We start from the raw sequence: 22,300 nt of genomic DNA on the forward strand, positions 1-22,300 counted from the left end.
CGGCCGAGAGCGCTTGGTAAACGATGATGTTTAATCATGAACCAGTCTTGACGTGCTTCTTGTCGAGCAATAAAACATGAAGACTTCGCTCGACCGAGGCGCGGCCTCGAAGCCATCGAGCGAACAGAGGAGCACGATGGTGCGAATGACGATCGACTGCACCGACTACGCCCCGCTGGGTGACGTCGACTGGATCGAGCAGACAGAGCGTGGCCTCCTCCTCGGCGTCGGCGAGGAGAAGGTGCGGGTCGACGTGCTCTTCCCGGACGTTCTGCGCCTGAAGATCTCGCAGGCAGGTTCTTTCGACGAGAGCCCGACGTTCGCGACGTGCTTCGAAATGCCGGCGCCGCCGCCGTTCGAGGTCCGAGACACACCCGACGAGGTCGTCGTCGAGACGGCGCGCCTCCGTCTTCACATCTCGAAGCATCCATTTGCGATGGCCGCTCATCGCGAGGACGGTTCGGTCATCTTCGAGGATGACCGCGACGAGGAGGGCAACCCGCGCGGGTATTTGCAGCTCAACGACGCGTTCGTCGTGACGCGGCGCATGGCCCCTGGCGATTCGATGTACGGACTCGGCGAAAAAACCGGCGCATTCGATCGACGGGGCCGGAACTTCGCGCTCTGGAACACGGACATCCTGCATCCGAACGTGCTCCGCCTGAACCACTTGCACGAGGCCGACCACACGCTCTCGGGTCGGAGCACGGAGTTCGATCCTTACTACACCTCGATCCCGCTCTTTTATCATTGTCGAACCACGGACGACGCGGCCATGGTCGCGGGTTTCTTCGTCGACAACGGCTACAAGGGCAATTTCGAGTTCTCCGCGGACGGGTACTACCGTTATGCGTTCGCCGGTGGGCAGTACACCGAGTACGTGTTTGCCGGTCCGGATCTGCGCGGAGCGCTTCGCGCGTATACGTTCGTCACGGGACGGATGGCGCCGCCGCCGATCTGGGCGCTCGGCCATCACCAGTGCCGATATCACGACTATACCGACGATGAGATCTTCGCCATTGGCAAGCAATACCGAGAGCGTGACATCCCGTGCGACGTGCTCTGGCTCGACATCGGTTACATGGACGGCTACCGCGTGTTCACGTGGCATCCCACCAGGTACCCGGACGCGCCGCGCTTCATCGATGCGCTGAAGGAGAGCCGATTCCGTTTGGTCACGATCGTGGACCCGGGCGTGAAGGTCGAGCCGGGCTACCCGGTGTTCGACGAGGGTCGCGCCCAGAACGTCCTCTGCAAGACGGAGTCCGGGAACCTTTACATCGGAAAGGTTTGGCCGGGTCGATCAGCGTTTCCGGACTTCGTCAAGCCCGAGGCCCGCACCTGGTGGGCCTCGCTCATCGCTCGGCACGTCGCATCCGGCGTCGCGGGGATCTGGATCGACATGAACGAGCCCGCGACGGGCGACATCGAGCCGTTCGCGATGCGCTTCGATCGCGACGGGGAGGATCACCCGCACGAGCGTTATCACAACCAGTTCGCGCTCCTCATGGCCAAGGCCACGTCCGAGGGCCTCGCTGCGGCGCAGCCCGATCACCGCACGTTCGTGCTCAGTCGCGCGGGATTTGCAGGCATCCAGCGTTATGCGGCGCAGTGGCTCGGCGACAACTGTTCGAACTGGGAGCACCTCCAGATGAGCGTCCCGATGGCGCTCGCGATGGGGATCTCCGGGCAGCCCTTCATCGGCGCCGACATCCCAGGGTTCGTCTCGACGCCGAGCCCGGAGCTCGCCGCGCGCTGGGTCCAGTGTGGGGCGCTCACGCCGTTTTGCCGCTATCACAACCACTGGGGCGAGCCCGATCAATATCCCTGGTCGTTCGGTCCGGAGGTGGAAGAGATATGCCGGAACGCGATCCAGCTCCGCTACCGCTTGCTGCCCTATCTCTACACCGCGTTCTTCCAGGCGAGCGCGTCGGGCGATCCCATTGCTCGACCGCTCGTCTACGATTTCCAGCAGGATCGTCGCGCGCGAGAGACGGAGGACGCGTATCTGCTCGGGGAAGCGCTTCTGGTCGCCCCCGTCTGCGTGTCCGGCCGCACGGAGCGCCGCGTCTACCTCCCCGAGGGGACCTGGGTGGATTGGCACACGGGCGAGCGTCATACGGGTGGACGGTTCATCACCGCGAAGGCGCCGCTCGATCGAATCCCGCTGTTCGCCCGCGGCGGATACATCATTCCGACCTACGCGTCGGCGCCGGAATCGACGATGGGTCACACGCCGGAGCTCCTCGTGCTTCACGTCTTCCTCCCGGACGAGGACGGCGAGTTTTCCTCGGAGCTGCATGAAGACGACGGGCTCACCCTGGCATTCTCACGCGGCGCCTATCATCGGACTGCATTCCGCCTCACGCGGCGCGGCGCGGCCGCCTCGATTTCCGCGGTGGTGTCGGGAGGCGGGTTTGCCGAGTTTCGCCGGCGGGCGCTGCGCCTCGTGTTCCACGGCTTCCGCGGCAAGGAGATCACCCTCGATGGCCGGGCGTTGCGCGTCGAGGACGGAGTCGTGGAATTCGAGAACCGAGCCGAAAACTTCACGCTCGAGCTCGAGCTCGACGACGCGCACCGCGTCGCGGCGAAAGGCGGAGAGCGGAAGGCTTTGCGCGAGGCGCTCTGAGCGGGAGCGTTACCAGCCCGCGTTTCCGGCGCCGGGCAGGATTTTGAACTGTCCCTGCGATTGATCGTTCACGCCGACGGGGGCTTCGGTCGCCACGACGTGGGCCGCGTCCATTGCTCCGTTCGAGCCGGGGCTCAGATGGAACGCGGCGGTTCGTGGTTTCTTGATGTTGACCTTGTTGAACCAGATGCTGTCCATCGTCGCCGGACCTTCGACGTGGATGCCCGAATGGGTCGGCTCGATGATCTCGAGCTCATTCACGGTCACGTGCTGGAGCACTCCCTGGGCGGCGTGGAGCTTGAAGGCGCCATGCTCCTCGTTGTACGCGGAGCCGCCCGCGCGGATCAGCGAGTTGCGCTCGATCCGCGTCATTCCGCTGAAGGGATGCGAATTGAACTGCCGCGCGATCAGGATGCCGGGATATTGCACGACGTCGGCGCACACGTTGTCCTCGAGGCTGATGTCCTCGCCTCCGTAGATCCCGAAGCAGTTCGCCATCCACGGCACCTGCACGAGGTTTTTCCGGAAAACATTCTTGCGGTTGAGCGCCCGGTCGGCAGGGGACCACGACGCGAAGGCATCGTCGCCCGTGTTCCGGGCATGCGTGTACTCGACGACGGAGTTGCTCGTTCCGCCGTAGAAGTTCACCGCGTCGGCGAACAGGTTGCGCATGCGACAGTTGCGGATCACGAGCCCATTCGTGTCGGCGCCCGTCCAGTAGCCGACCTTGACGTGCTCGATCCAGATGTTCTCGAGCAGCGTGCCCGAGCTGCCGTTGCCGCTGAATGCATTCTCGGGCGAGTCGTCCTTGCGCAGGATCGTGTCGCCGAACACGGAGAAGTCGTGGTATTTGCAGTTGTTGCCCCAGCAGTCGAAGCGCGCGAAATAACCGGAGATGGTCGTATGCCACATGCCGGCTCCGCGGACCGTGATGTTCGATAGGCTGGGCGGTTTGCTGATGCTCCTGAACTCGCCCGGCGGCAAGTAGAGCCCGGGGTGCCCCTCGCCCTGCACGCGATCGATGCAATGCTGGAGGGCTGCGGAGTCGTCGCTTTCGTCGTTCGGCGTGGCCCCGCAATCGTCGATCAAAGAGAGATACCCTTGGGGCTTCGGGAGCGGGGGCGCGACCGCTTCCATGTCGACCAGATCGATCACGTACTCGGCAGCCGCGTCCGACGCGTCCTTTCGCAGCATGACGGTCGCGCCCGCAGGGATGTCGGAGAGGAGCGCGCGCGACTCGTCGAAGAAGTGATGCGGCACGCCGAGCCCAGGGTCGTTCTGGTCGGGTTGGTTGAAATGGTGATGGTCGCCGTAGGTCCAGGAATACCGCGAGGTCACGGGCAGCTTGTGACGGAGCTCGTCGTTCACGTACACGCTGAGCGTGCTCCAGAAATCACTTCCGCCGTCTGGAATGGAGTACCGAACGACGATCGAATTCGATGCGCTCTGATTCTCGAAGCGCACGAAGTCGCCGACCTTGGAGAGCCGGACGGCCTGCCTGCCCGATGCCTCGGAAGCGATCTGCGTGAAAACGCGGGTCGGTTCGAGCACGACGCCGTTCGTCTCCATGACCTCGGCCTCGTATTCGACGAACGGCGCCGCCGCGCCGCCGCCCGACGGTCCCGGAGGCTGCCCTCCCGCGCCGCCCGAGCCCACGCTTTGGCCTCCGGCGCCGGCGGAACCAGCAGTGCCGCCGGTCCCGCCGGCGCCGCCGCCGGTCCCGCCACTCCCCGTGCTCACGCCACTCCCGGCGGGGGGATCCGGGTCAGCCGAGCAAGCGGCGTTGGCGAGGAGTCCCATGCCCACCGCCACGATGAATCCGAAGTTCGACGACGAGAACGAGCGTGTTTTCATGGCACCCCACCTTGCTGAAGTCAAAACGGAATTCGGCGTTTGCTGGAAGAGAGCTCAGCTTTCGTGACCCGCGCGCTCGTCACCACCACATGCTCCCGGAGATCGAAATCACGTCCGCGTCGGGCGTCAGCATGGGATCGTCGACCGCGGGATAGCCGCTCCGCACGAGCGGGTTCGATCCGTAAATGAAGCGCGAGTACTGGAGGACGACCTGATTGCGTGACTGCCAGTCGGTCCGGAAGATCAGGCGCGGCGAGAGGATCGAGAACTCGCGCCCGTCGACGTTGCTGGTCGGTCGCACGTGGTCGAGCCGCAGGGAGGCGGCAAAAAAAGACGCGAGCGTGTAGGTGCCCTCGGCGCCGAACTTGACCTTGTGGTCGCCGTTGTACGCCGGATCGTCGCTCGTGACGTGCGAGTAGATCCCGAACGCCGAGAGGATGATGTCGCGGCTTTTTCCGTCGTAATCGCGCGGATGGAGACGCAGGCGGGCGAGGCTCACGCTGTACTCGGCCCCGAGGGTGACGAGCTTGCCCGTTCCGCCGCTGTTCGGGCCGAGGTAATTGCGCATCAGATCGGGACCGCCTTGCGTGTTCATGACGGAGAGGATCCGGCCGACCGAACGCGCGTCGGTGGCGTCCGTGTACGAAGCGCCGACATAGACGTGGCCGAGGTGGCTCGCGGAGAAGCGCATGTCTGCGCCGAGCACGGTGATGGTCCCGTCGGGCGTGAACGCCTGCGAGGCGCGGTTGTCCTGGCTCCACGCGCGCATGTGATGAAGGCCCAAGGTGAGCTGGCGACGGTAGGTGAGCCCGAGGTGCTCGTGCAGGACGAGGCTCGTCCCGGTGTTGGGATCGGCGAATCCATTCCAGCCGTCGGTGGTGAGCCCGATCGGCGGTTTGTCGAGCTGCGCCTGGAATCCTTGCTCGAAGGAAAGCACCACGTTGCCGAGCGCGAGGCGCGCGACGACGTTCTCGCCCACGCCGTTCGTGCGGCCGATGATGGCCGTCCCGTAGCGGCCTTCGTCGTATTCGCCCATCGTGCCGTATCGGTTCGAGAACGCGCCCACGTGAATCGCGAGATACGTGTTCTTGGCCAGCTTTGGGAGGTTGAACGTGATGAAGGCATCGGTGATGCCCCCCTGGAGCGTGGGGTCGAAGAAGCTCGCTGCGGTGGTGGCCGTCCACGCCTTGATGATGGCCGTACCGGTCACGATCGAATTGCCATACGAGAACGCGAGCTGCGCGTACGGCTGCGGCACGACACTCGTGCCCGCGAACGAGTCGCGGTAATCGGGGACCACGGGCGGCGCGTGGAGCACGAGGTTCTTTTGCTCGGTCGTCACGAAGCCTTCGCGCTGGTTCAGCCCGAGCCGCAGCGGCATCGTGATGAGGCCATGAAAATCGAAGCTATAATCCTGCTCGCTCGCCGGCTTCTTTCCGTACGACGGGCCGATTCCGCCGGGCAACGTGGCGACGACCGGCGTCCCGGGCGTGAGTCCCAGCCCCGTATCCGACGAGGCTGCGCTCTCCTTCTCCTTCTCCTCCTGGGCATACACGACGCTCGTGAGGAGAGGCAGGGTGCAGAGCGAAAGGAAGAGAGCGCGCGCCCCGCGTCCGCATGAACCAACGAGCTCCTTCATGATCACCACCACATCCCGAAGGTGAGGGCCAGCATCTGGTTATCGAGCTCCTCGCGCGTAAAATCGTTCGGCGCCTCCCCGTGGGAATGCGCGCCGTAAAACCAGCGCGTGTAGCTCAGCGTGACGTGCTCGTGGCTGTTCCAGTTGCTCCGGAAGACGAGCTTCGGGCTGAGGACGTGGAAGCTCTCCTCGCGATCCTTGGAGTTCGGCGACACGTAATCGTACCGGCCGGAGATCGCGAGCCACGAGAAAAAGCGATAGGTGGCCTCCGCGCCGAGCTTGTACAGCGTTCGGCCGTCGAAGCTCGGATCGCGGCTCTCGATCACGGTGCCGACATTCGCGAACACGCTCGTGATGAGATCGGGACCTTCTCCCCAGAACGCCGTCGGATGCCAGAGGAACTTCGCCCAGCTGAAATTGTATTCGAAGCCCGCGATGAGGAGCTTGCCCGTGCCTCCGCCCTGCTGACCGAGGAGCCGCTTCGTGAGCAGCTCGCCGGTGTCGGCGCCGTAGTAATTCATGCCGGTGAGCAGATGCGCGTACGACGCGTCGGCGTACGACGCCGCGACGGCGAAATTGCCGAGGTGGTTGTTGATCATGCGAAGGTCGGCGCCGAGCACGGTCATCTTCGGGTCGGGCCGCAGGCCCTCGTCGAGGAACGGGGTCTTGGGGTCGTCGACCTGGTCGCGCTCGTCCTGCGCGAAGTTGTAGAGGTAATGCAGGCCGAGCACGAAGGGCACGTCACCCTCGATTCCCAGGCCGACGTGGGCGTGGTGGACGAGGGCCGACGGCCGCGAGGGGTTCGCGTCGTGATCGTACACGTTCGGCCCGCCGCCGAGGGGCACCTTGCCGAAGCGCCCCATCAGACCGTGCTCCGCGATGAGCGAGAGCGAGCTCGAGAGCTTGTATTTCGCGCTCAGCGTCTCGCCGACGCCGAACGGCGAGCCGACGATCGCGGCGTTGTATTGACCTGCTCCGTATTGCCCGAGCGAGCCGTATGCGTTGCGGAATGCACCTACCGTCCAGTTCAGCGTCAGGTCCGAGGTCACGGGCGCCGTGAACAGGAGGAATGCCTCGTTCAGGAAATTTTGGCTCGTGGTTTCACGCCAGGTCTCTCCGGCCGACGGCTTCCAGGTGCTGAGCTTGACCACCGCCTTGACGTACGCATTGCCGTAATCGAACCGGAGCTCGACCCAGCTCCCCTGCGGCGCGTTCGTGCCTCGCACGGCGCCATAGAGATCGGGCGTCTGGGGCGGCGCGAGCAGCGTGGTCTCGAATTGCCGCGGCGTCGCGCGTTCGCGCTCGTCCATGGAGAGCCGGAGCGCAGCGCTCATGAAGCCGCTGAACTTGAACGTGAATTCGCTGCTCTCCTCGGCCGGCACGCTGAAGGGAATCGTCGCGCCGCCGGGCAGGGTCGGTCCGCTCGGCGCGAACGGGGAAAGCCCGAGTCCAATGGAACGGCGCGAGCCCGGGATGTACCCCTTGGGCGGCAATGCCGGAGGGATCTGCGCCCGGGGCGTGGGCGACAGCGCAGGCTTCTCTTCTTCCGCGGCGGGAGGCTTTGCCAGTGGGGCGGGCGCGTCTTTTTTCTCCGGCACTTCGGGTGACGGAGGCGGCGCGGGAGGGGTGTCCGGATTCGCGGGCGGCGGCTCCTGCCCGAAGGCCGCCCTTTCCGTCACGATGGCACCCAGAGCCCACACGAGCGCCAGAAGCTCGGAAAGCCTTCTCATCGGGTCCCTCACCGGCGGCGATAGAAGGTGACGTTGTCGATGTACACGTCCGCGAACCCGACCGGGAGTTGCAGCGCGAGCATGTTGATCGAGCGCAGATCCAGGAACGGCGCGTGCTTGGCGAACCCGACCTGGCGGAATTCGCTGAAGGGAATCACGAAGAGCTGCCAATCGGTGGTGAGACGAATGGACGCGACCCAGCCGTCGCCGCAGCGCTCCTGCTCCGCGGCGGGCGCCACGCTGCCGTAGCAATAATAGCCGGCTTGAGCACCGGAAAAATCGTAGGCCTTGCATTCGGTGCCGTCGAGATCCCGGTCGTAGTAATAATCCGGGGAACGACACGCGCTCGCGCCGCAGACGGGATAAAGCTCCTCGAGCAGCGCCGGCTCGGCGATCGGCGCCATGCCCACGGCAGGATCGAAGCAGCGGTGCGTCGGCACCGGCGCGTCGGGGTTCTCGGGCGTGCAGGGCAATCCATTCTGGCAGGCGGGGCGACAGGCCTTGATGCGACGGCAGAACGTCTGATGCTCGCGGTTGAGCGCGTCGCTCGTGTGTTTGTCGTGCAGCGCGACGAGGACGCCGGGCTGGCTGTCCGGACCGCGACGCGCCCAGAACGTGACGCCGTCATACCGGCTGAGATCCCAGTAGCGGTGCGGCTCCGGTTGCTCGAAATCATGGCCGTCGGGCCGCGTGAGCGGAAGGCCCACCGGATCGAGCGTCGCACCGGGATCAGGCGGCTGGGGGCAAAAATCGGAGCCCGAAGGACACGCCACGATCGCGGCGAGCGGGTGCTCGAGGCCCGCGCCGAAATAATTGAAGCGCCCGCCGCGGAAGTGCAAAGCCCAGCCGTTCGGCTGGCCGTCACAGCTCGGTCCGTTCGTGATCCGATCCGCGGCAAGGCCCCATTTTTCCTTGTAGCGCCCGAAAAAACCGGGGTACCACGCCGCGTCGCCCGGCACCCGAAAGGCGCCGTACGTCTCGTCGTCGTACGCGGACCACCCCTCCGCGACGCCCACGGCGTTCGGGAGGCTGGGATCGGCCTCGAATGTCTCGATCCAGAATGGCGAGAGCTCGATACCGGACAGACCGCTGCAGTCGACCGGACGCGAGCCAGGATCCGGCGTCCCCGCGCCGATCGGCGGAAACACGGGTTCGTTCGGCGAAACCAGGGATCCGTCGGGGTTTCGCAACGGGACCGCTCCATTGGTCCAGGGCACGGCGGCCGCGAGCCCGTCAGCGAGCCACACGCGACCCGCATTCCCGTCCTGGGAGCAGGCGGCCTGGGTGCAGAGGAGAACTCCTGCCAGCCCGTATTCGACCTTCATAATCCGCTCTGCGACTTCCGTAGGAGCTGCATGAAGTAGTCGGGGCGTTGCCACTGCCCGTGGAAGTAGTAGTCGTAGTTGCGGTGGATGCCGGTGCCTTCGCCGAGGTCGTTCCAGGTCGCGATCACGAGCAACTCCGCGTCGCGCGTCTCCTCGAGCACCCGTGAAAAAACGACCGCGTCCTTGATGATCAGGTCGGTCTGGCGGGGAAGCTTTCCTGGATGATCGCGGCCCACCGCGTCCCACTTGACCATTGCGTGATCGATGACGTGGCCCTTCAGCGTCGAACGGCTGCGGCGCTCCGGGGAATTGAACGTGAACCACTGATAACGCGCGTCCGCCACGCGCTCCATGGCCGCGTCTTCGAAATAAGCGGAGTCCGCGTCCACGAACGGCTCCTCCTGGAAGTCCGCGGCGAACATCTCCTTGAGCCTCGTGATGAGGGCCGCGGACTTGGTGCGAGGCAGGAGCGTCCCGGCGTTGTAGAAGTAAACGAAGGGTTTGCCCTTGAAGCGATACCAGTGGCGCTTGTCCACCTGCGAGAAGAAAGGCTTCCATTTCATCTCGTAGATTCGCTTCGCCGCCGCCTCCGTATCGTCGAGGTCAGGCTTCTGCTTCCACGCCTCGGAGAAGTAGGGCTGGCCCCAGGTCCAGGTGTCGTCGAAGAACGCGATCTTGATCGGATCCTCGAGGCTCGTGAGGGCCCGCGCGAGCGGCTCGAGCTTCTTGTCCTCGATGTCCGGGCCATACGTGTTGAGCAGCAAGAAATCCAGGCCCGCGTATTTCGCATCGACGAGCTCGCGCCGCCAGAAGCCGGGGTTGCTCGGCACGTAATAGCCGGCCTTCTTCTCGCCGAAGCCGAGCAGCGGGTGCTCCTCGGCCATGCCCGGCGCGTGCGTGTTCGCCCAGTCCATCTTGCAATTGACCTCGTTCGGGCAATTGAAGAAGTACATGAACACGGCGCCGACGTCGCGCTTCACCTTCTTGACCGGAGCCCCCGTGAGCTCGGGATGGTTTTCCCAGGGATCGGAATAGGCGAGCTGGCAGATCCGCTTCTCCTCCTCGCAGATCGACCGCACGACATCGATGCGACGGGTTCTCGCTTGGGTCGAAAGCTTCTCGGCCCAGCTCCGGACGATCTCCGCGCTCGGCTCCTTGCCCGTGATCTGGCAATACGCCGCGCGCACGAAGTTCTCCGGCGCGTGCCCGAGGTTGACATCGACGACCTCCGCGCGCTGGCACGGACCGCTCCACTCGGGCTTGAGCTTGAACGGTCCGAGGTCCTTTTCGTCGATGGCATGATGCATGGCTCGCGCTCCCGCCGCTTGGGCCACCGGCCCCGTGCCCACCGCTGCCGCCGGGCCCTGCCGCGGATTGTCGATATGGCTCACCGTCTGGTCGAAGCAGCCCGAAAGGAGGCCGAGCATCAGCGCGACCGGCCCCCTGAGGGCCGCCCACCCGAGGCCGGTCGCGACGCTTCGCGGATTCATTTGCCGATGGGACCGGTCGGCGCCGTGCCCGAGAACAGGGTCACCTCGTCGATCCAGATATCGAAATCGGGGCCCGGCGTGATCCAGCTCAGGCCGAGGATGACGTCCTTGACCTGCACCGATCCTGCGAGCTCGTTCCATTTGATGGTGTATTGCTTCCACTCCGACGTCAGCGTGATGTTCTTTCCGGGGTGGTTGTAGCAATTCGTCTCGCAGTCGCCGCCGTCCGCCTTGGCCTGCGTCGCCGGGTGCACGGCCTGGACCCTGAGCGCGTTGTCGGCGCCGGCGGTGCCCTTCGCCCAGAACGAGATGCCGTCGAAGGCCGCAATGCCGGCACACGCCCCGTTCGCGTCTTTCAGGCCGAAGCCGAAGCCCGCGCCGAATCCGCCCTCGGTCGGCGCCTTGACGCCGGTGGCGCTCACGTGGCCGGCCATGGTCGTCGTGACGGCGCCCTCGCCTTCGCGGGCAATCTTGTCGAAGTTGACGGCGTCCGTATCCGCGAACGAGTACCAGCCGGGGAAAGCCATATCGGTCTCGAAGTCGTCCACGAACGCATCATCGACGGTCAGCACGCGCACGTTGTCGTCGCAAACGCTGGGCGTCGACGAGCCGCCGCCACCGCCGCTGCCGCCCGCGCTGCTCGACGAGCTGCTTCCGCCGCCACTTCCGCTGCTGCTGGCGCTCCCGGCGCCTGCGCCTCCGTTGGGATCGCCGGTGCCCGACGAGCACGCCGACGCCAACGCCAAGGTGCAAACGACCGTATAGATGGACACGTGCAACGCAGGAATACGCTTCATGGTCTCGCCCCGTTCCTTGCAAGTTTCGAGAGTTCGTCGCTGTCGTGAACAGCTCGTGTACAGATTCAGCGAACTCCGCAGGCACCGTCAATGCGAATCATGGTCAAACATCAGCATTTACTCGGGGTGCAATTCGGCTGCGCCAGCGGTAAAACTGAAACCATGCTCGAAGTGGGCACGAGGCCACTTCTACGGCTCACATTGCGCGGCGCGCAAAATGCTCATGAAGGCGTGGGGCGTGAGCCACTTCCCCTGGTGGTAGTAGTCGTAGTTGCGGTGGATGCCGGTGCCCTCCCCGAGGTCGTTCCACGTGGCAAACACCGCCAGATCGGACACCGCGGAGCTTTCGAGGGCCTCTTCGAGGAGCTCCGGGCCCTTCACGAGCCGATCGGTCTGGGTCGCAAGATCGCCCGGGCGATCACGCCCCAGCGAATCCCACTTCACCATGAAGTGGTCGTGCGTCACGCCTTTGAGGTCGAAGTGGCTGTCCTCGTCACCGAACGTGTCCCAGATGAACTGCGAATCCGCGACGGCCAGTGTGCCGGGATCCAGGAAAAACGCGCGATCCACGGCGACGAACGGCTCGACGCCGAAATCCGCGGCGAAAAGCTCCTTGAGCCGAGCCAAAACGCCCGCCGCTACGCTCAGGGGCTTCAGCGTGCCCGCGTTGTAGAAATAGATGAACGGGCGATCCTCGACGAGGTACCAGTGCTCGCGCGCGATCGCCTGGAAAAACGGCTTCCACTTCGCCTGATAGATCACCTGCGCCGCGGCGTCGGTGTCGTCGAGATTGGGGGCGACGTTCCAGGGCGGCGGCTGCTGCGGCCGCCCCCAGGACCAGGTGTCATCGAAGAGCGCAATCTGGATGCCTCCGCCCATGTCGGCGAGCGCCTCGCTCAACCTGCCGAGCCTGCCGATATCCGGTCCGTACGTATTCACGAGCAGGAACTGGAGCCCCGCCCAGCGCGCATCGTAGAGCTCGCGCTTCCAGAACCCGGCGTTGTCCGGATGGTAGTAGCCCTCCGCCGCCGCGCCGAACGCGTAGAGCCGATGGGTCGAATCCATTCCCCTCGCGTGGGTATTGGCCCAATCGAGGTCGCAATTGACGCCGCCGGGGCACTCACTGAAGAACATCAGGACCGCGCCCACATCGCGCTGCGTCTTCCGCACGCACGGCGTCGTCAGCAGCACCTGCTCCTTCCAGGGATCGGAATACGATAAAGGACACACCTTGCCCGCATCCTTGCAAAGGCGGCGCACGACGTCGATCCGCCTTACCCAGTCACGGGTCCGGAGTTCGTCGGAGAATGTCGCGATCAGCTCGGCGCTCGGCTCCGCGCCGTGAATCTGGCAGTGCGCCGCGCGGACGAACGCTTCGGGGGTGTGACCGAGGTTCACGTCGATCGTCGCTCGCGCTGCGCAGGGGCCGTCGAACTCGGCTCGAAGCTCGAAATCGACGTTCTCCGGGAGCGCCGTGGGAGGCGGGGTCGGACGGAGGTCGTCCGTGGGATCGTACGAACCCCGCCCGCAGCCGCAAAGGAGCGAAAGGAGTGCAAAGGAGCGAACGAGGGCACGGGCGCGCATGGTTCACTCGATGAAGGCAACGTCATCGATCGTGAAGTCCCACGTGACCGCGTCCTTGGAAGTCCAGTTCAAGCCGACGAGCGCCTTCGTATCCAGCTTGGCCTTGTCGCCCCATCCGAGCTGCTTCAGGTCGCTCCACTTGAACTCGTAGGTCTTCATCTCCGCCGAAAGGTTGGTGATGATGACCGTGAAATGGTCGTAACATTTCTTGCAACGACCGAACTCCGGCATCGTGTCCACCGTGGCCACGAGGAACTTCATCGGCGTGGAGCCGGACGCTTTGAAACGGATGCCCTTGTACTTCGTGCCGTCCACCGGGGTGAGCAGCTGCGCGCCGCACAGGTTCGTGCCGATCCCGCCGCCCCATTCGGTATATCCCTTCCCCGTCGTGTGGATCGCCCCGTTCTCGATCGCGCTCGTGAACTCCTCGACCGAAGGCGGCTTCTTCACGCCGCCGGTCTTGTCGCTGTACACGAACCAGCTCCCCGGCGGCTCGATCGTGGGCAGGTTCGAAATGCCGCCGCCGTCCCAGATCATGGGGCCCGTGGGCACGACGGGATCGGGGACTGGCAAGTCGCCCCGAGCCGCGGCGGGCGTCGCGTCCGAGGAGCCTGCTCCCGACGAGGAATTCTCACATGGACAAGGCGGGCACGGTTGCACGGCGCCTTGGGGACCGATACAGCCGACGGCCGGGCCGCCGGCGGCCAGCACGACGAGCACGATGGCAAGACCAGCGCGGAAGGAGCTCATACCCTGACTCGCGTCGCTTTGGATGGCGTTTGCGTGTACGCCCACCCTCCCTACCACGCGCGCAGGAGCGGCCCCAAGCAAAATAATAGGCAAATTGGGTCATTTACTGCGCGGCGTCGCCGTGGACGCGAGGCGCGCGGCCCCCGCGGATCCCCCATGTCCGCGGGGCCATTGCAGGTTACTCGATGCGGCAGGCCTCCTCGAAATCGAGGCGCGGATTGCGCGGGAAGAGCTTCGCCGGGTCGCCGTGGCCGAGGTTGACGAGGAGGATCGATTTCCACGGCACGTCGGCGAAAAACGCCGCGTCGACCTTCTCCCGGTCGAAGCCGGCCATCGGCCCGCAGTCGAGCCCGAGCGCGCGCGCAGCCAGGATCAAATAGCCGGCCTGGAGCGAGGCGTTTTGCAGAAGCAGAAAGTCGCGCTGCTCCTGCGGCATCGCGGCGAGGGCCTCGCCCATCGTCGGGCGCGCCGGGAAGAGCTTCGGCATCTTCTCGTGGAAGCGCGTGTCGTATGCGATGATCGCCGTGACGGGCGCGCTCATGGTCTTTTCGACGTTCCCCTCGGCGAGGCAGGGGCGCAGGCGCTCCTTCGCCTCGGGGCTCTTCACGAAGACGATCCGCGCCGGCACGCTGTTGGCCGCGGTCGGCCCGAGGCGCAGGGCCTCGTAAAGGCGGTGCAGGGTCGCGTCGTCGATGGGCTCGGCGAGCCAGCCATTGTGGGTACGTGCTTCGACGAAAATCTGCTGGAGGAGATGGTCGCTCATGGGGCCTCGTGGAGTGGGAGGTGGGGGACGCAGTCCATTCAGATCGCGAGGGCGGGCTTGCCGATGCGGGCTTCGGCCTCGCGCTTCGCTTCGCTCGGAAGCTTGCGGCTCTCGGGGCGGAGCGCCCACGAGGCGGCGGCGACGGCGACGAGGACGAGCGGCGTGATCACCTTGCCAGCGGGATCGCCGCTCACGGCGTGAGAGAACGCGGCGCCGGTGAGATCAAAAAAGATGCCGGCGTACGCCCACTCCTTGAGGCGGGGGAAGCGGGGGGCGAGCAGCGCGACGGCGCCGAGCACCTTCCACACGCCGAGGATGGTGGCGAAGTAGGCCGGATAGCCGAGGTGCGTCATGCCCTCCAGGACCTGCGGAGACCCGGAAAAATCGGCGACGCCGCCCGCGGCGAACGCAAATCCGAGGAGACCCGTCGAGACCCAGTAACCGATCGTTCGTGCCTTGTCGTTCATGAACAGGCATTGTCAGTCCTGCGGGCGCCTGTAACAATGCATCAACAATTGGAAGCACCTGACAGGATTTGATCCAGATGGACGACCCCCTCGAGACCTCCGAGCTCCTCGCCTTCTCGAAGGCCGTGGAAGCGCGATCGCTCTCCCGCGCCGCCGCCGAGCTCGGCGTCCCCCGCGCCACCATCAGCCGTCGCCTCGCGCGGCTGGAGGAGCGGCTCGGGGTGCGCCTGCTCCGCCGCACCACACGCAGCCTCGTCCTCACCGACGCGGGCGAGGCGCTCCACCGACACGCCCGCATCGTGCTCGACGCCGTCCACCACGCCGAGGCGAGCGTGCGCAAGACCGACGACGCCGTCCGCGGCGAGCTGCGCGTCTCGGTGCCGCCGATGACCGGCACGAGCTTCAGCGCGATGATCTGCGACTTCGCGCGGCGTTACCCCGAGGTCCGGATCCACGTTCACAGCACGACCCAGCACGTCGACCTCCAGCGCGGCGGTTACGACGTGGCGCTCCGCGCCACCACCGCGCTCGAGCCCGGCCTCGTCGCCCGGACGCTCGCGCGCGAGCCCACCCTCGCGGTCGCCTCGCCCGCCTACCTCGAAGCCCACGGCACGCCGCGCAATCGCCGCGATCTCCGCCACCACCGCTGCCTCATGGGGTTTGCCCGAGGGGAGCTGCCGCAGACGCAATGGCCGTTCTCCGGCGGCAAATTCCAGGTCGAGGGCGCGCTCTTCGCGAACGACGTCTACCTGCTCTGCGACGCCGCGCTCGAAGGCCTCGGGATCGCGCTCTTGCCGCTGATACTGGCGCACCCGCACCTCGAGAGCGGCGCGCTCGTGCACGTGCTCCCGGGCGCGCTCCAGGGGGAGTCGCACATCGCGGTGGTCTATCCGGAGCGGGAATTCATGCCTCCGCAGGTGCGTGCGTTCATCGACGCATTGGTGGCATGGGCGCCGGAGCTCGTCGCGCGGACGAACGCACCGATGCCGAAGCGGGCGGTGAAGAAGCGCGTCGGCAAAAGCGCGTGACGGGCCGCTTTGCGGCTTCACAGTTCTTCACGCCGTGCCTCGCCTCCGTACCCTATCTTCGGGGCCATGAGCCGCGAGAGCATCGACAAGGAAAAAGCGCGCCGCGCCGCCAAGCACCCCGATCGTCCCGGCGAGGAGTGCCGCGCCGAGCCTGGGCTATATACGCCGGTCGTCGATCGAGCGAGGTGCGAGGGCAAACGTGATTGCGTGGAGGTTTGCCCGTACGGCGTCTTCGAGGTGCGGCGCATGGATGATGCGGATTTCAACGCGCTCGGGTTCTTCGCGCGTTTGAAGAGCCGCGCGCACGGCAGGCAAACCGCCTATACGCCGAACGCGGATCAGTGCAAAGCCTGCGGGCTGTGCGTGGTCGCCTGCCCCGAGAAGGCCATCGAGCTCGTTCGCAAATAGCCCCGGCGAGCCGCTCGCGCCAAACATGGTCCAGAGCCGTTAACAATCCCAAATGCTGCCTTCATGAGCGGCTCATGCCGCGGGCGCAGGCTGTGTTCGTCGGTCGAGGAGCCTGTTCGAGCAGTCCTCCGCGGCCAGGACATTGTAGCGAATCCAGATGGAGGTCGGCGATGCGGCAGAAACGACGTGCCTTTGCGTGGACCACGTTGATGGCCATCGTGCCGGGGGTTGCTCTTGCGCAATCGGCTCCGCCCGCGGCAGGACAGCCGCACAAACCGGGAATCGAGGCCGCGCCCCACGGCGGGCGGGGCGGGAAGCCCGGCGAAGGTCATGATCCGACCGCGCGCAGGCCCGGAGAGCCCGCGAAGCCCGCGGAGCCGCCGGCGAAGCCCGGGGATACGCTCCGCCCTGGGCCGCCGGATGCGGGCGCGCCGCCCGCGCCTCGACGGGAGGAAGACCAAGGGCGCGCCGCCCGGCGCAAAGCCCAGGTCGACAAGGAGCGGCCCGCGGTGGAGGCGTCGCTCAAACGCCGGCCGATGGATGAAGCGCTCCAGCAGGAGATGAAGCACCACGCCGAACGTATCGCGCGGCTCGAGCGGATCCAGAAGCTCGCCGAGCAGTCCGGCGACACGGCCACGGCCGAGCGGGCGAAGAAGGTCCTGGAACAGGAAAACGCGCGTTATTCGAAGTTCATCCAGTCACGAAAGTAGGCGATTCATGAAGCATCTGCTCTGGATGGGTATGTGCCTCCTCCTCGGCTGCGAGGGCGGCGCGGCAAGCCCGCACGACGCGCCCGCGAGCGCCGCCTCCCAGGCGCTCCCCGCAGGGGACACCGAGATCGCCGTCCCCGCCGATTACGAGGACAAAGCGGCCAGCGAGATCACCACCGACAATTACAAGAAGGAGCTCGACGACATCGAACGTCAGGTCGAGAAATGAATGGGGGCGGGCCGCTTCATATCAGCCGCGCCACGGCCTCGAGCAGCTTGCGCTGGTCGAAGCGGCCCTTGACGATGTACTCGTCGGCCCCCGCGGCGCTCCCCTGCGCCAGATCCGTCGGCCTGTCCAGGCTGGTCACGAGGATCACGGGCAAACTCTTGAACTTCGGATGCGCGCGAATCCGTTGTGTCAGCTCCACACCATTGAGCCGCGGCATCTGGACGTCCGAGACGACGAGATCGTAAGCGCCTCCCTGCAGCGCTTGCCACGCGGCCTCGCCGTCGTTCGCCGTGTCCACGTCGTACCCCGCGGCAGCCAGGATGTTCCGCTCCAGCGTCCGGCTCGTGAGCGAATCGTCGACCACCAGGATGCGTCGCTTCTTCATCGCCTCCGCCGCGTGAACGGTCTCCGTGCGCTCGCCGTTTCGACCACGCGCGACATCGAGCAGGCGCGGCACGTCGAGGACGACGGCCAGAACGCCACTGCCCAGGATCATCGCCCCCGCGATGCCCGGAAGGCGCGGGATGTTCCACGGGAGCCCTTTGGCGACGGACTCCACTTCACCGACGACCTCGTCCACCACGACGCCGAGGCGGGTCGCGCCGTCGGAGAGGGCAATGACGAGGAGCTTCGCCGGATCGGTTTGTCGGGGCTCCTGCATCAGCGCCGAGAGCCAGCGCAGCCGCAGAGGTTCGCCCTCGGCATCCGGCACCGCCGCGACGCCGTCGACGACCTGCACCTCGGAGGAGGCCACGCGGAACGCTCGCGCCACGTAGGCCGTCGGCAGCGCGTAGGCGGTGCGCGCCGTGCGCACGAGGAGCGCCTTCGTCGACACCACCGTCGCCGGCACCTCCATCCGGAACGTGCCGCCGCCCATCGTGGGCTCGGCGATCCGGACGTGGCCCCCGAGCTCCGAGAGGCGCTGCTTGACGATATCGAGGCCCATGCCGCGGCCACTCACGTGGCTGACCGACGACGCGGTGGAAAAACCCGCGAAAAAGACGATTTCGGCGGTCTCGGCGGCATTCATGCGCGCGAGCCGCTCCGGCGACAAGATCCCCCGCTCGACGGCGCGTCGGCCAATCTCGGTGGCATCCATGCCGCGTCCGTCGTCGGACACCTCGAGCTCGACCATCATCCCGGGAGCGCGGGCGCGCACGCGGATCGTGCCCATGCGTGGTCTGCCCTGGCGCTCCCGGACCTCGGGCGGCTCGATGCCGTGATCCACCGCGTTGCGCAGGAGGTGCAGCATCGGATCCCGCAGGCCGTCGAGGATCTGCCGGTCGACCTCGATGTCCCCCACGTCCGCGACGAGCCGCGCCTCGCGGCCGAGGGCATGCGCGGTCTCCGCCACCGTCCGCCTCCACTGCGGCACCGCCCCAGCGAGCGGCAGCATGCGAGCGCGTTTGACGGCGGCCGACCAGTCGCGGACGAGGTGCCCGGAGCGCTGCACGTCCTGCCGGTTCGCCTCGACCAATCCATCCAGCCTGCGGCTGACCTCGCCGAGGGCGTGTCGCAGCTCCCCCGAGGCCGCTCGTTCGATCTGCGAGAGCTCGAGGAGACATTGCTCGAGCTCGGCGTGGCGCACGTGCCTGCGCCCCTGCGCGACCAAGAACTCCTCGGCGAATTGCATCAGATCGTCGAGGCGGCTCGCTTCGACGCGCACCGTGGTGGCGCTCGCCACGCTCGACGGGGCGCCCGGCTTCGCCGCCGGCAGAGTGTCACCCGCGGGGGCAGAATTCGCGGAGGTCGCGTGCTCGGAGGAGGAGGAGGAGGACGTCTCCGGCTCCAGGGAGGACGCGAAATCACGCGCGGCCTCGAGGGGCGCATCTCCCCCCACGAAACGCGAAATGAGGCCGATCCCGTCGCGCAGACGCGTGATCACGTCGGCGATCGGCGCGCCCTCCCGGCGATAAGCGCCGAGCGCCTCTTCGAGGCCGTGCGCGACGACCTCGACGCCCTCGCTGCCCGCGACGCGCGCCGCCCCCTTGATGTTGTGGAGGATCCGGAGCGCTCGCTCGAGCGCCCAAGCGTCGCCCAGCGTCTCCGACGCCGCGAAGCGCTCGACGACCCGCGAAAGATCCTCCAGCGCCTCCGTCGCCTCGTCGCAGAACAGCGCCCAAATGTCGTCGTTGTCGCTCTGGCTCATCCCGCCTCGCTCCCGCCCTCGGCCCCACAGAGCCGCTCGGCGCGGCTAGAACCGATCGCTGGTCGCTTTGAGGTCGAGCGTGAGGCGCTCGATGTCGACGACCGCGCCCTCGAGCTGCCGGACGCCGGTGGCGTTGTCCCGCGCGGCCTTCGTGATGCCGCCGAGCGCCGAGGCGATCTGCGCGACGCTGGAGGCCTGTTGCGCCGACGCGCCGGCGATCTGCCGCGCCCGGGAGGCGCTGTCGCTCAGCACCACGGCGAGGCTCTCCACGATGTCGCGCACGGCCTCGACGGAGCGGCGCCCGTCGTCGCAGCGCTTCGTGCCCTCCTCGGTCGCCATCACCGCGCTCTGCGTCGCCTTCTGGATCTGCGCGAGGATGCCCCGGATCTGCTGGGTCGCGCGCTTGCTCTGCTCGGCGAGGCTACGCACCTCCGACGCGACCACGGAGAAGCCGCGGCCCTGCTCGCCGGCCTTCGCGGCCTCGATGCTCGCGTTCACCGCGAGGAGGTTGCTCTGCTCGGCCAGATCACTCACGGCGTCGACGATCGTCGCGATCTGCGAGGTCTGCTCGGAGAGCTGGAGGATCTGGGACGCGATGCCGGCGACGCGCTCGTTGATCGTCTGCATCATGGCCATCGCCTCGAAGAGTTTGTCGCGGCCGAGGTGGCCGTTCTTCGCGGCCTCGTCCGAGATCTGCGCGACCTCTCGCGCGCTCGCCGCGGCGGCCTCGCTCGTCTGCTTCATCTCCTCCACGGTCGTGCTGACCTCCGTCACCGCCGAGGCCTGCTCGGACGCCGTCCCGGCGTACTCCTTGGCGGTCGCGCTGATCTGCGTCGCGTTCGTGGAGAGCCGAGCGACGCCCTCGCGCATGCTCTTCGTCACGGTCCGCAGCCCCTCGGTCATCTCGCGCGCCGCCGTGACGAGCGTGCCGACCTCGTCGTTCGCCTGCGCGCCCCCCGTGGCGGTGTCGACCAGCTTGAGCTCGTCCGCGGCGCCCGCCGTGTCGCCCGACGCCATCCTGCGGAACACCTCGACGAGCCGCGAGATGGGCGCCGCGATCGTCCCCGACAGCCAGAAGGCGAGCGTGACCGCCACCGCGAGCACGAACCCGATGACGAGGATCAACATGTTCCGCGCCTCGGTGTACGTGGCCTGCGCGGAACTGGCTGCGGACATCGCCTCGCGCCGGTTGTAATCGAGGAGTCCGTCGAGCGCGATGTTCGAGGCATCGTAATGCGTCTTCGCCGCGGCGAAGAAGTCCTTGCGGGCCTCCTCGTTCTCGTTTTTGCGGCTCCTCGCGAGGAGACGCGCGGCCTCCGCGAGGTGCGCCCGATGCGCGACGACGAACGTGTCGTGGAGCTTCCGCTCCTCATCGGTCGTGATGGCGCGCTCGTACTCCCGGATCCTCTTGTCGATGGACTCCTGCATCGTCTTGATCTCGACCTCGATGCGCCCCATCTCCCCCTCGTTCGTCGAGTCGATGTGGCTGAGGTAGAGCAGGCGAAGATCGGAGGTGTTCGCGTTCAACAGGCCGAGCGAATCGACGCTCGGGACGGTGTTCTCCGCGAGATCCCGGCTGACGTTGCGCAGGTTGCCCGCCTCGTACACGCTCACGATGCCGAGCACGCCCGAGAGAATCGTCACCGCGAGAAACCCTGCCAGCATCCTGCCGCGTATCGTCAAGTTCATGTCTTTCCTCAATCCGTGATCGCCCGCGTCCCCGCGCGCGGACTTTCCCCCTCGCCATACGCGACGGGAAGGCGCTCGACGTCGATGATCGCCACGAGGTCCTTGGTCATGGCCTGGATGGGACGCTGCGAATCGGCCTTCATCTGCGCCGACAGCTCGTCCTCGTAGATGTCCCGGAAGCCGAGGACGGACTCCACCGAAAGCCCGAGCGGCCCCCCCGTGCCCTGCACGACGGCCATGGCGCCCGCGCGCTCTCCGCCAGCGCCGAGGATCGACGCGAGATCGACGACGCCGACGATCTCGCCGCGCACGTGCGTGATCCCGAGAAGCCAGCGCGGCAGACCCGGCAGCGCGGTGATGTCGGGCATCGGGACGATCTCGCGCAAGACCTCGACCGGGATCCCGAGGCGCTGCGCGCCCGCGCCGACGAGCGCGACCTGGGCGGCGATCCGGCGGGGTTTGTCGTCGCTCGTCGTCGCGGCCAGGCGCTCCGCGCGCCGCGCGAGGATCTCCTCGCGCGACGTGTCGCTTTCGTGTCGTGGTTTCATAAGAGCCCTTCCTTGACGAACCGTACGGCGTCGAGGAGCTGCCCCGCCGTGGTCTCGCCGTCCTCGAGCAGCGCGTCGGCCGCGCATTTCGCGAGCAGTGCTTCCAGCGCGCGTCCCTGCGTGATGGCCTGCCCGACCTGGCCGGCTCTCTGCAGCGCCACGACGTACCAGTAGCGCGCGAGTCGATGCTCGGGCCGCATGAACAACGTCCGACGCAGGTCCTCCACGGCGGGCTCGGGCTCACCGCGCTCCAGCGAGAGTTGTGCGCGGATCATGTATCCGATCGGCTCGGTCGTGGGCTGCTCGAGCAGCCCCTTGACGACCGCGAGCACGGCGGCAGGCTGGCTCAGATCGGCGAGGCGCAAGGCCTCCGCTTCCGCATCACGATTCGGCGCGGGCGCAGGGGGCGCGGGCGCCGGGGTCGCTGCAGGCGGCGGGGCCGCGCGAGCCGCCGCGCGCGCCGGCCGTCCTGCCGCGCCGTGTGAGGGTCGCGCATGCGCAGCGAGGTGTG

Annotated in this window: 19 protein-coding genes; 5 read left to right on the plus strand and 14 right to left on the minus strand. The window is 66.7% G+C overall.

What is annotated here, in order from left to right; translation table 11 throughout:
• Positions 1–76: 76 nt before the first annotated feature.
• Positions 77–2,629 (plus strand): glycoside hydrolase family 31 protein, encoded by a 2,553-nt coding sequence (locus tag QHF83_RS41880; protein WP_282423710.1) that lies wholly within the window; start codon positions 77–79, stop codon positions 2,627–2,629.
• 9 nt (positions 2,630–2,638) lie between these two features.
• Here the strand turns inward: QHF83_RS41880 and QHF83_RS41885 are convergent, their stop codons facing one another.
• The 10 genes from QHF83_RS41885 to QHF83_RS41930 form a co-directional block, all read right to left on the minus strand.
• Positions 2,639–4,483, minus strand: a complete 1,845-nt coding sequence (locus tag QHF83_RS41885; RefSeq protein WP_282423711.1) for a hypothetical protein — start codon at positions 4,481–4,483, stop codon at positions 2,639–2,641.
• A gap of 79 nt (positions 4,484–4,562) precedes the next feature.
• Complete coding sequence (locus QHF83_RS41890; RefSeq protein WP_282423712.1) at positions 4,563–6,122, minus strand: hypothetical protein; 1,560 nt, start codon at positions 6,120–6,122, stop codon at positions 4,563–4,565.
• A 2-nt stretch (positions 6,123–6,124) separates the two neighbouring features.
• On the minus strand, positions 6,125–7,852 hold the full coding sequence (locus tag QHF83_RS41895; protein ID WP_282423713.1) for a hypothetical protein: 1,728 nt from the start codon (positions 7,850–7,852) through the stop codon (positions 6,125–6,127).
• Positions 7,853–7,860: 8 nt separating this feature from the next.
• On the minus strand, positions 7,861–9,099 hold the full coding sequence (locus QHF83_RS41900; RefSeq protein WP_282423714.1) for a hypothetical protein: 1,239 nt from the start codon (positions 9,097–9,099) through the stop codon (positions 7,861–7,863).
• 74 nt (positions 9,100–9,173) lie between these two features.
• Positions 9,174–10,667 (minus strand): DUF5010 domain-containing protein, encoded by a 1,494-nt coding sequence (locus tag QHF83_RS41905; protein WP_282423715.1) that lies wholly within the window; start codon positions 10,665–10,667, stop codon positions 9,174–9,176.
• The gene (locus tag QHF83_RS41910) at positions 10,664–11,464 is read right to left on the minus strand and encodes a hypothetical protein (protein ID WP_282423716.1); all 801 of its coding nucleotides are present in this window, start codon (positions 11,462–11,464) and stop codon (positions 10,664–10,666) included. The genes QHF83_RS41905 and QHF83_RS41910 overlap by 4 nt, the downstream gene beginning before the upstream one ends.
• Positions 11,465–11,653: 189 nt before the next feature.
• On the minus strand, positions 11,654–13,048 hold the full coding sequence (locus tag QHF83_RS41915; protein WP_282423717.1) for a DUF5010 domain-containing protein: 1,395 nt from the start codon (positions 13,046–13,048) through the stop codon (positions 11,654–11,656).
• A gap of 3 nt (positions 13,049–13,051) precedes the next feature.
• Positions 13,052–13,600: a hypothetical protein gene (locus QHF83_RS41920; RefSeq protein ID WP_282423718.1), complete on the minus strand. Its 549-nt coding sequence runs from the start codon at positions 13,598–13,600 to the stop codon at positions 13,052–13,054.
• Between the two features lie 376 nt (positions 13,601–13,976).
• Positions 13,977–14,561: a malonic semialdehyde reductase gene (locus QHF83_RS41925; RefSeq protein WP_282423719.1), complete on the minus strand. Its 585-nt coding sequence runs from the start codon at positions 14,559–14,561 to the stop codon at positions 13,977–13,979.
• 38 nt (positions 14,562–14,599) lie between these two features.
• Positions 14,600–15,028, minus strand: a complete 429-nt coding sequence (locus QHF83_RS41930; protein WP_282423720.1) for a DoxX family protein — start codon at positions 15,026–15,028, stop codon at positions 14,600–14,602.
• 77 nt (positions 15,029–15,105) lie between these two features.
• Between QHF83_RS41930 and QHF83_RS41935 the strand changes: the two genes are divergently transcribed.
• From QHF83_RS41935 to QHF83_RS41950, 4 genes are all read left to right on the plus strand, one after another.
• Positions 15,106–16,056 carry a LysR family transcriptional regulator gene (locus tag QHF83_RS41935; RefSeq protein ID WP_282423721.1) on the plus strand — a complete coding sequence of 317 codons (951 nt, stop codon included), beginning with the start codon at positions 15,106–15,108 and terminating at the stop codon, positions 16,054–16,056.
• A 66-nt stretch (positions 16,057–16,122) separates the two neighbouring features.
• Positions 16,123–16,464: a 4Fe-4S binding protein gene (locus QHF83_RS41940; RefSeq protein WP_282423722.1), complete on the plus strand. Its 342-nt coding sequence runs from the start codon at positions 16,123–16,125 to the stop codon at positions 16,462–16,464.
• Positions 16,465–16,634: 170 nt separating this feature from the next.
• Entirely contained in the window at positions 16,635–17,174 is a 540-nt protein-coding gene (locus tag QHF83_RS41945) for a hypothetical protein (RefSeq protein WP_282423723.1), read from the plus strand.
• Positions 17,175–17,181: 7 nt separating this feature from the next.
• Positions 17,182–17,403: a hypothetical protein gene (locus QHF83_RS41950; RefSeq protein ID WP_282423724.1), complete on the plus strand. Its 222-nt coding sequence runs from the start codon at positions 17,182–17,184 to the stop codon at positions 17,401–17,403.
• 16 nt (positions 17,404–17,419) lie between these two features.
• Here the strand turns inward: QHF83_RS41950 and QHF83_RS41955 are convergent, their stop codons facing one another.
• The 4 genes from QHF83_RS41955 to QHF83_RS41970 all read right to left on the minus strand — a co-directional run.
• Positions 17,420–19,552 carry a response regulator gene (locus tag QHF83_RS41955; RefSeq protein WP_282423725.1) on the minus strand — a complete coding sequence of 711 codons (2,133 nt, stop codon included), beginning with the start codon at positions 19,550–19,552 and terminating at the stop codon, positions 17,420–17,422.
• A 45-nt stretch (positions 19,553–19,597) separates the two neighbouring features.
• Positions 19,598–21,241 carry a methyl-accepting chemotaxis protein gene (locus QHF83_RS41960; protein ID WP_282423726.1) on the minus strand — a complete coding sequence of 548 codons (1,644 nt, stop codon included), beginning with the start codon at positions 21,239–21,241 and terminating at the stop codon, positions 19,598–19,600.
• 8 nt (positions 21,242–21,249) lie between these two features.
• Positions 21,250–21,789 carry a chemotaxis protein CheW gene (locus QHF83_RS41965; RefSeq protein WP_282423727.1) on the minus strand — a complete coding sequence of 180 codons (540 nt, stop codon included), beginning with the start codon at positions 21,787–21,789 and terminating at the stop codon, positions 21,250–21,252.
• A partial coding sequence (locus QHF83_RS41970; RefSeq protein WP_282423728.1) for a hypothetical protein occupies positions 21,786–22,300 on the minus strand: 515 nt, incomplete at its 5' end. The genes QHF83_RS41970 and QHF83_RS41965, both read right to left, overlap by 4 nt.

This window comes from Polyangium sp. 15x6, assembly GCF_029960785.1.
Classification (GTDB): Bacteria; Myxococcota_A; Polyangia; order Polyangiales; family Polyangiaceae; genus Polyangium.

Coding starts and splice junctions, on each gene's coding strand:
- QHF83_RS41890 (WP_282423712.1), bottom strand. CDS start 6,122: ATGAAGGAGCTCGTTGGTTCATGCGGACGCGGGGCGCGCGCTCTCTTC.
- QHF83_RS41905 (WP_282423715.1), bottom strand. CDS start 10,667: ATGAATCCGCGAAGCGTCGCGACCGGCCTCGGGTGGGCGGCCCTCAGG.
- QHF83_RS41950 (WP_282423724.1), top strand. CDS start 17,182: ATGAAGCATCTGCTCTGGATGGGTATGTGCCTCCTCCTCGGCTGCGAG.
- QHF83_RS41955 (WP_282423725.1), bottom strand. CDS start 19,552: ATGAGCCAGAGCGACAACGACGACATTTGGGCGCTGTTCTGCGACGAG.
- QHF83_RS41940 (WP_282423722.1), top strand. CDS start 16,123: ATGAGCCGCGAGAGCATCGACAAGGAAAAAGCGCGCCGCGCCGCCAAG.
- QHF83_RS41885 (WP_282423711.1), bottom strand. CDS start 4,483: ATGAAAACACGCTCGTTCTCGTCGTCGAACTTCGGATTCATCGTGGCG.
- QHF83_RS41915 (WP_282423717.1), bottom strand. CDS start 13,048: ATGCGCGCCCGTGCCCTCGTTCGCTCCTTTGCACTCCTTTCGCTCCTT.
- QHF83_RS41945 (WP_282423723.1), top strand. CDS start 16,635: ATGCGGCAGAAACGACGTGCCTTTGCGTGGACCACGTTGATGGCCATC.
- QHF83_RS41880 (WP_282423710.1), top strand. CDS start 77: ATGAAGACTTCGCTCGACCGAGGCGCGGCCTCGAAGCCATCGAGCGAA.
- QHF83_RS41935 (WP_282423721.1), top strand. CDS start 15,106: ATGGACGACCCCCTCGAGACCTCCGAGCTCCTCGCCTTCTCGAAGGCC.
- QHF83_RS41910 (WP_282423716.1), bottom strand. CDS start 11,464: ATGAAGCGTATTCCTGCGTTGCACGTGTCCATCTATACGGTCGTTTGC.
- QHF83_RS41930 (WP_282423720.1), bottom strand. CDS start 15,028: ATGAACGACAAGGCACGAACGATCGGTTACTGGGTCTCGACGGGTCTC.
- QHF83_RS41965 (WP_282423727.1), bottom strand. CDS start 21,789: ATGAAACCACGACACGAAAGCGACACGTCGCGCGAGGAGATCCTCGCG.
- QHF83_RS41895 (WP_282423713.1), bottom strand. CDS start 7,852: ATGAGAAGGCTTTCCGAGCTTCTGGCGCTCGTGTGGGCTCTGGGTGCC.
- QHF83_RS41925 (WP_282423719.1), bottom strand. CDS start 14,561: ATGAGCGACCATCTCCTCCAGCAGATTTTCGTCGAAGCACGTACCCAC.
- QHF83_RS41960 (WP_282423726.1), bottom strand. CDS start 21,241: ATGAACTTGACGATACGCGGCAGGATGCTGGCAGGGTTTCTCGCGGTG.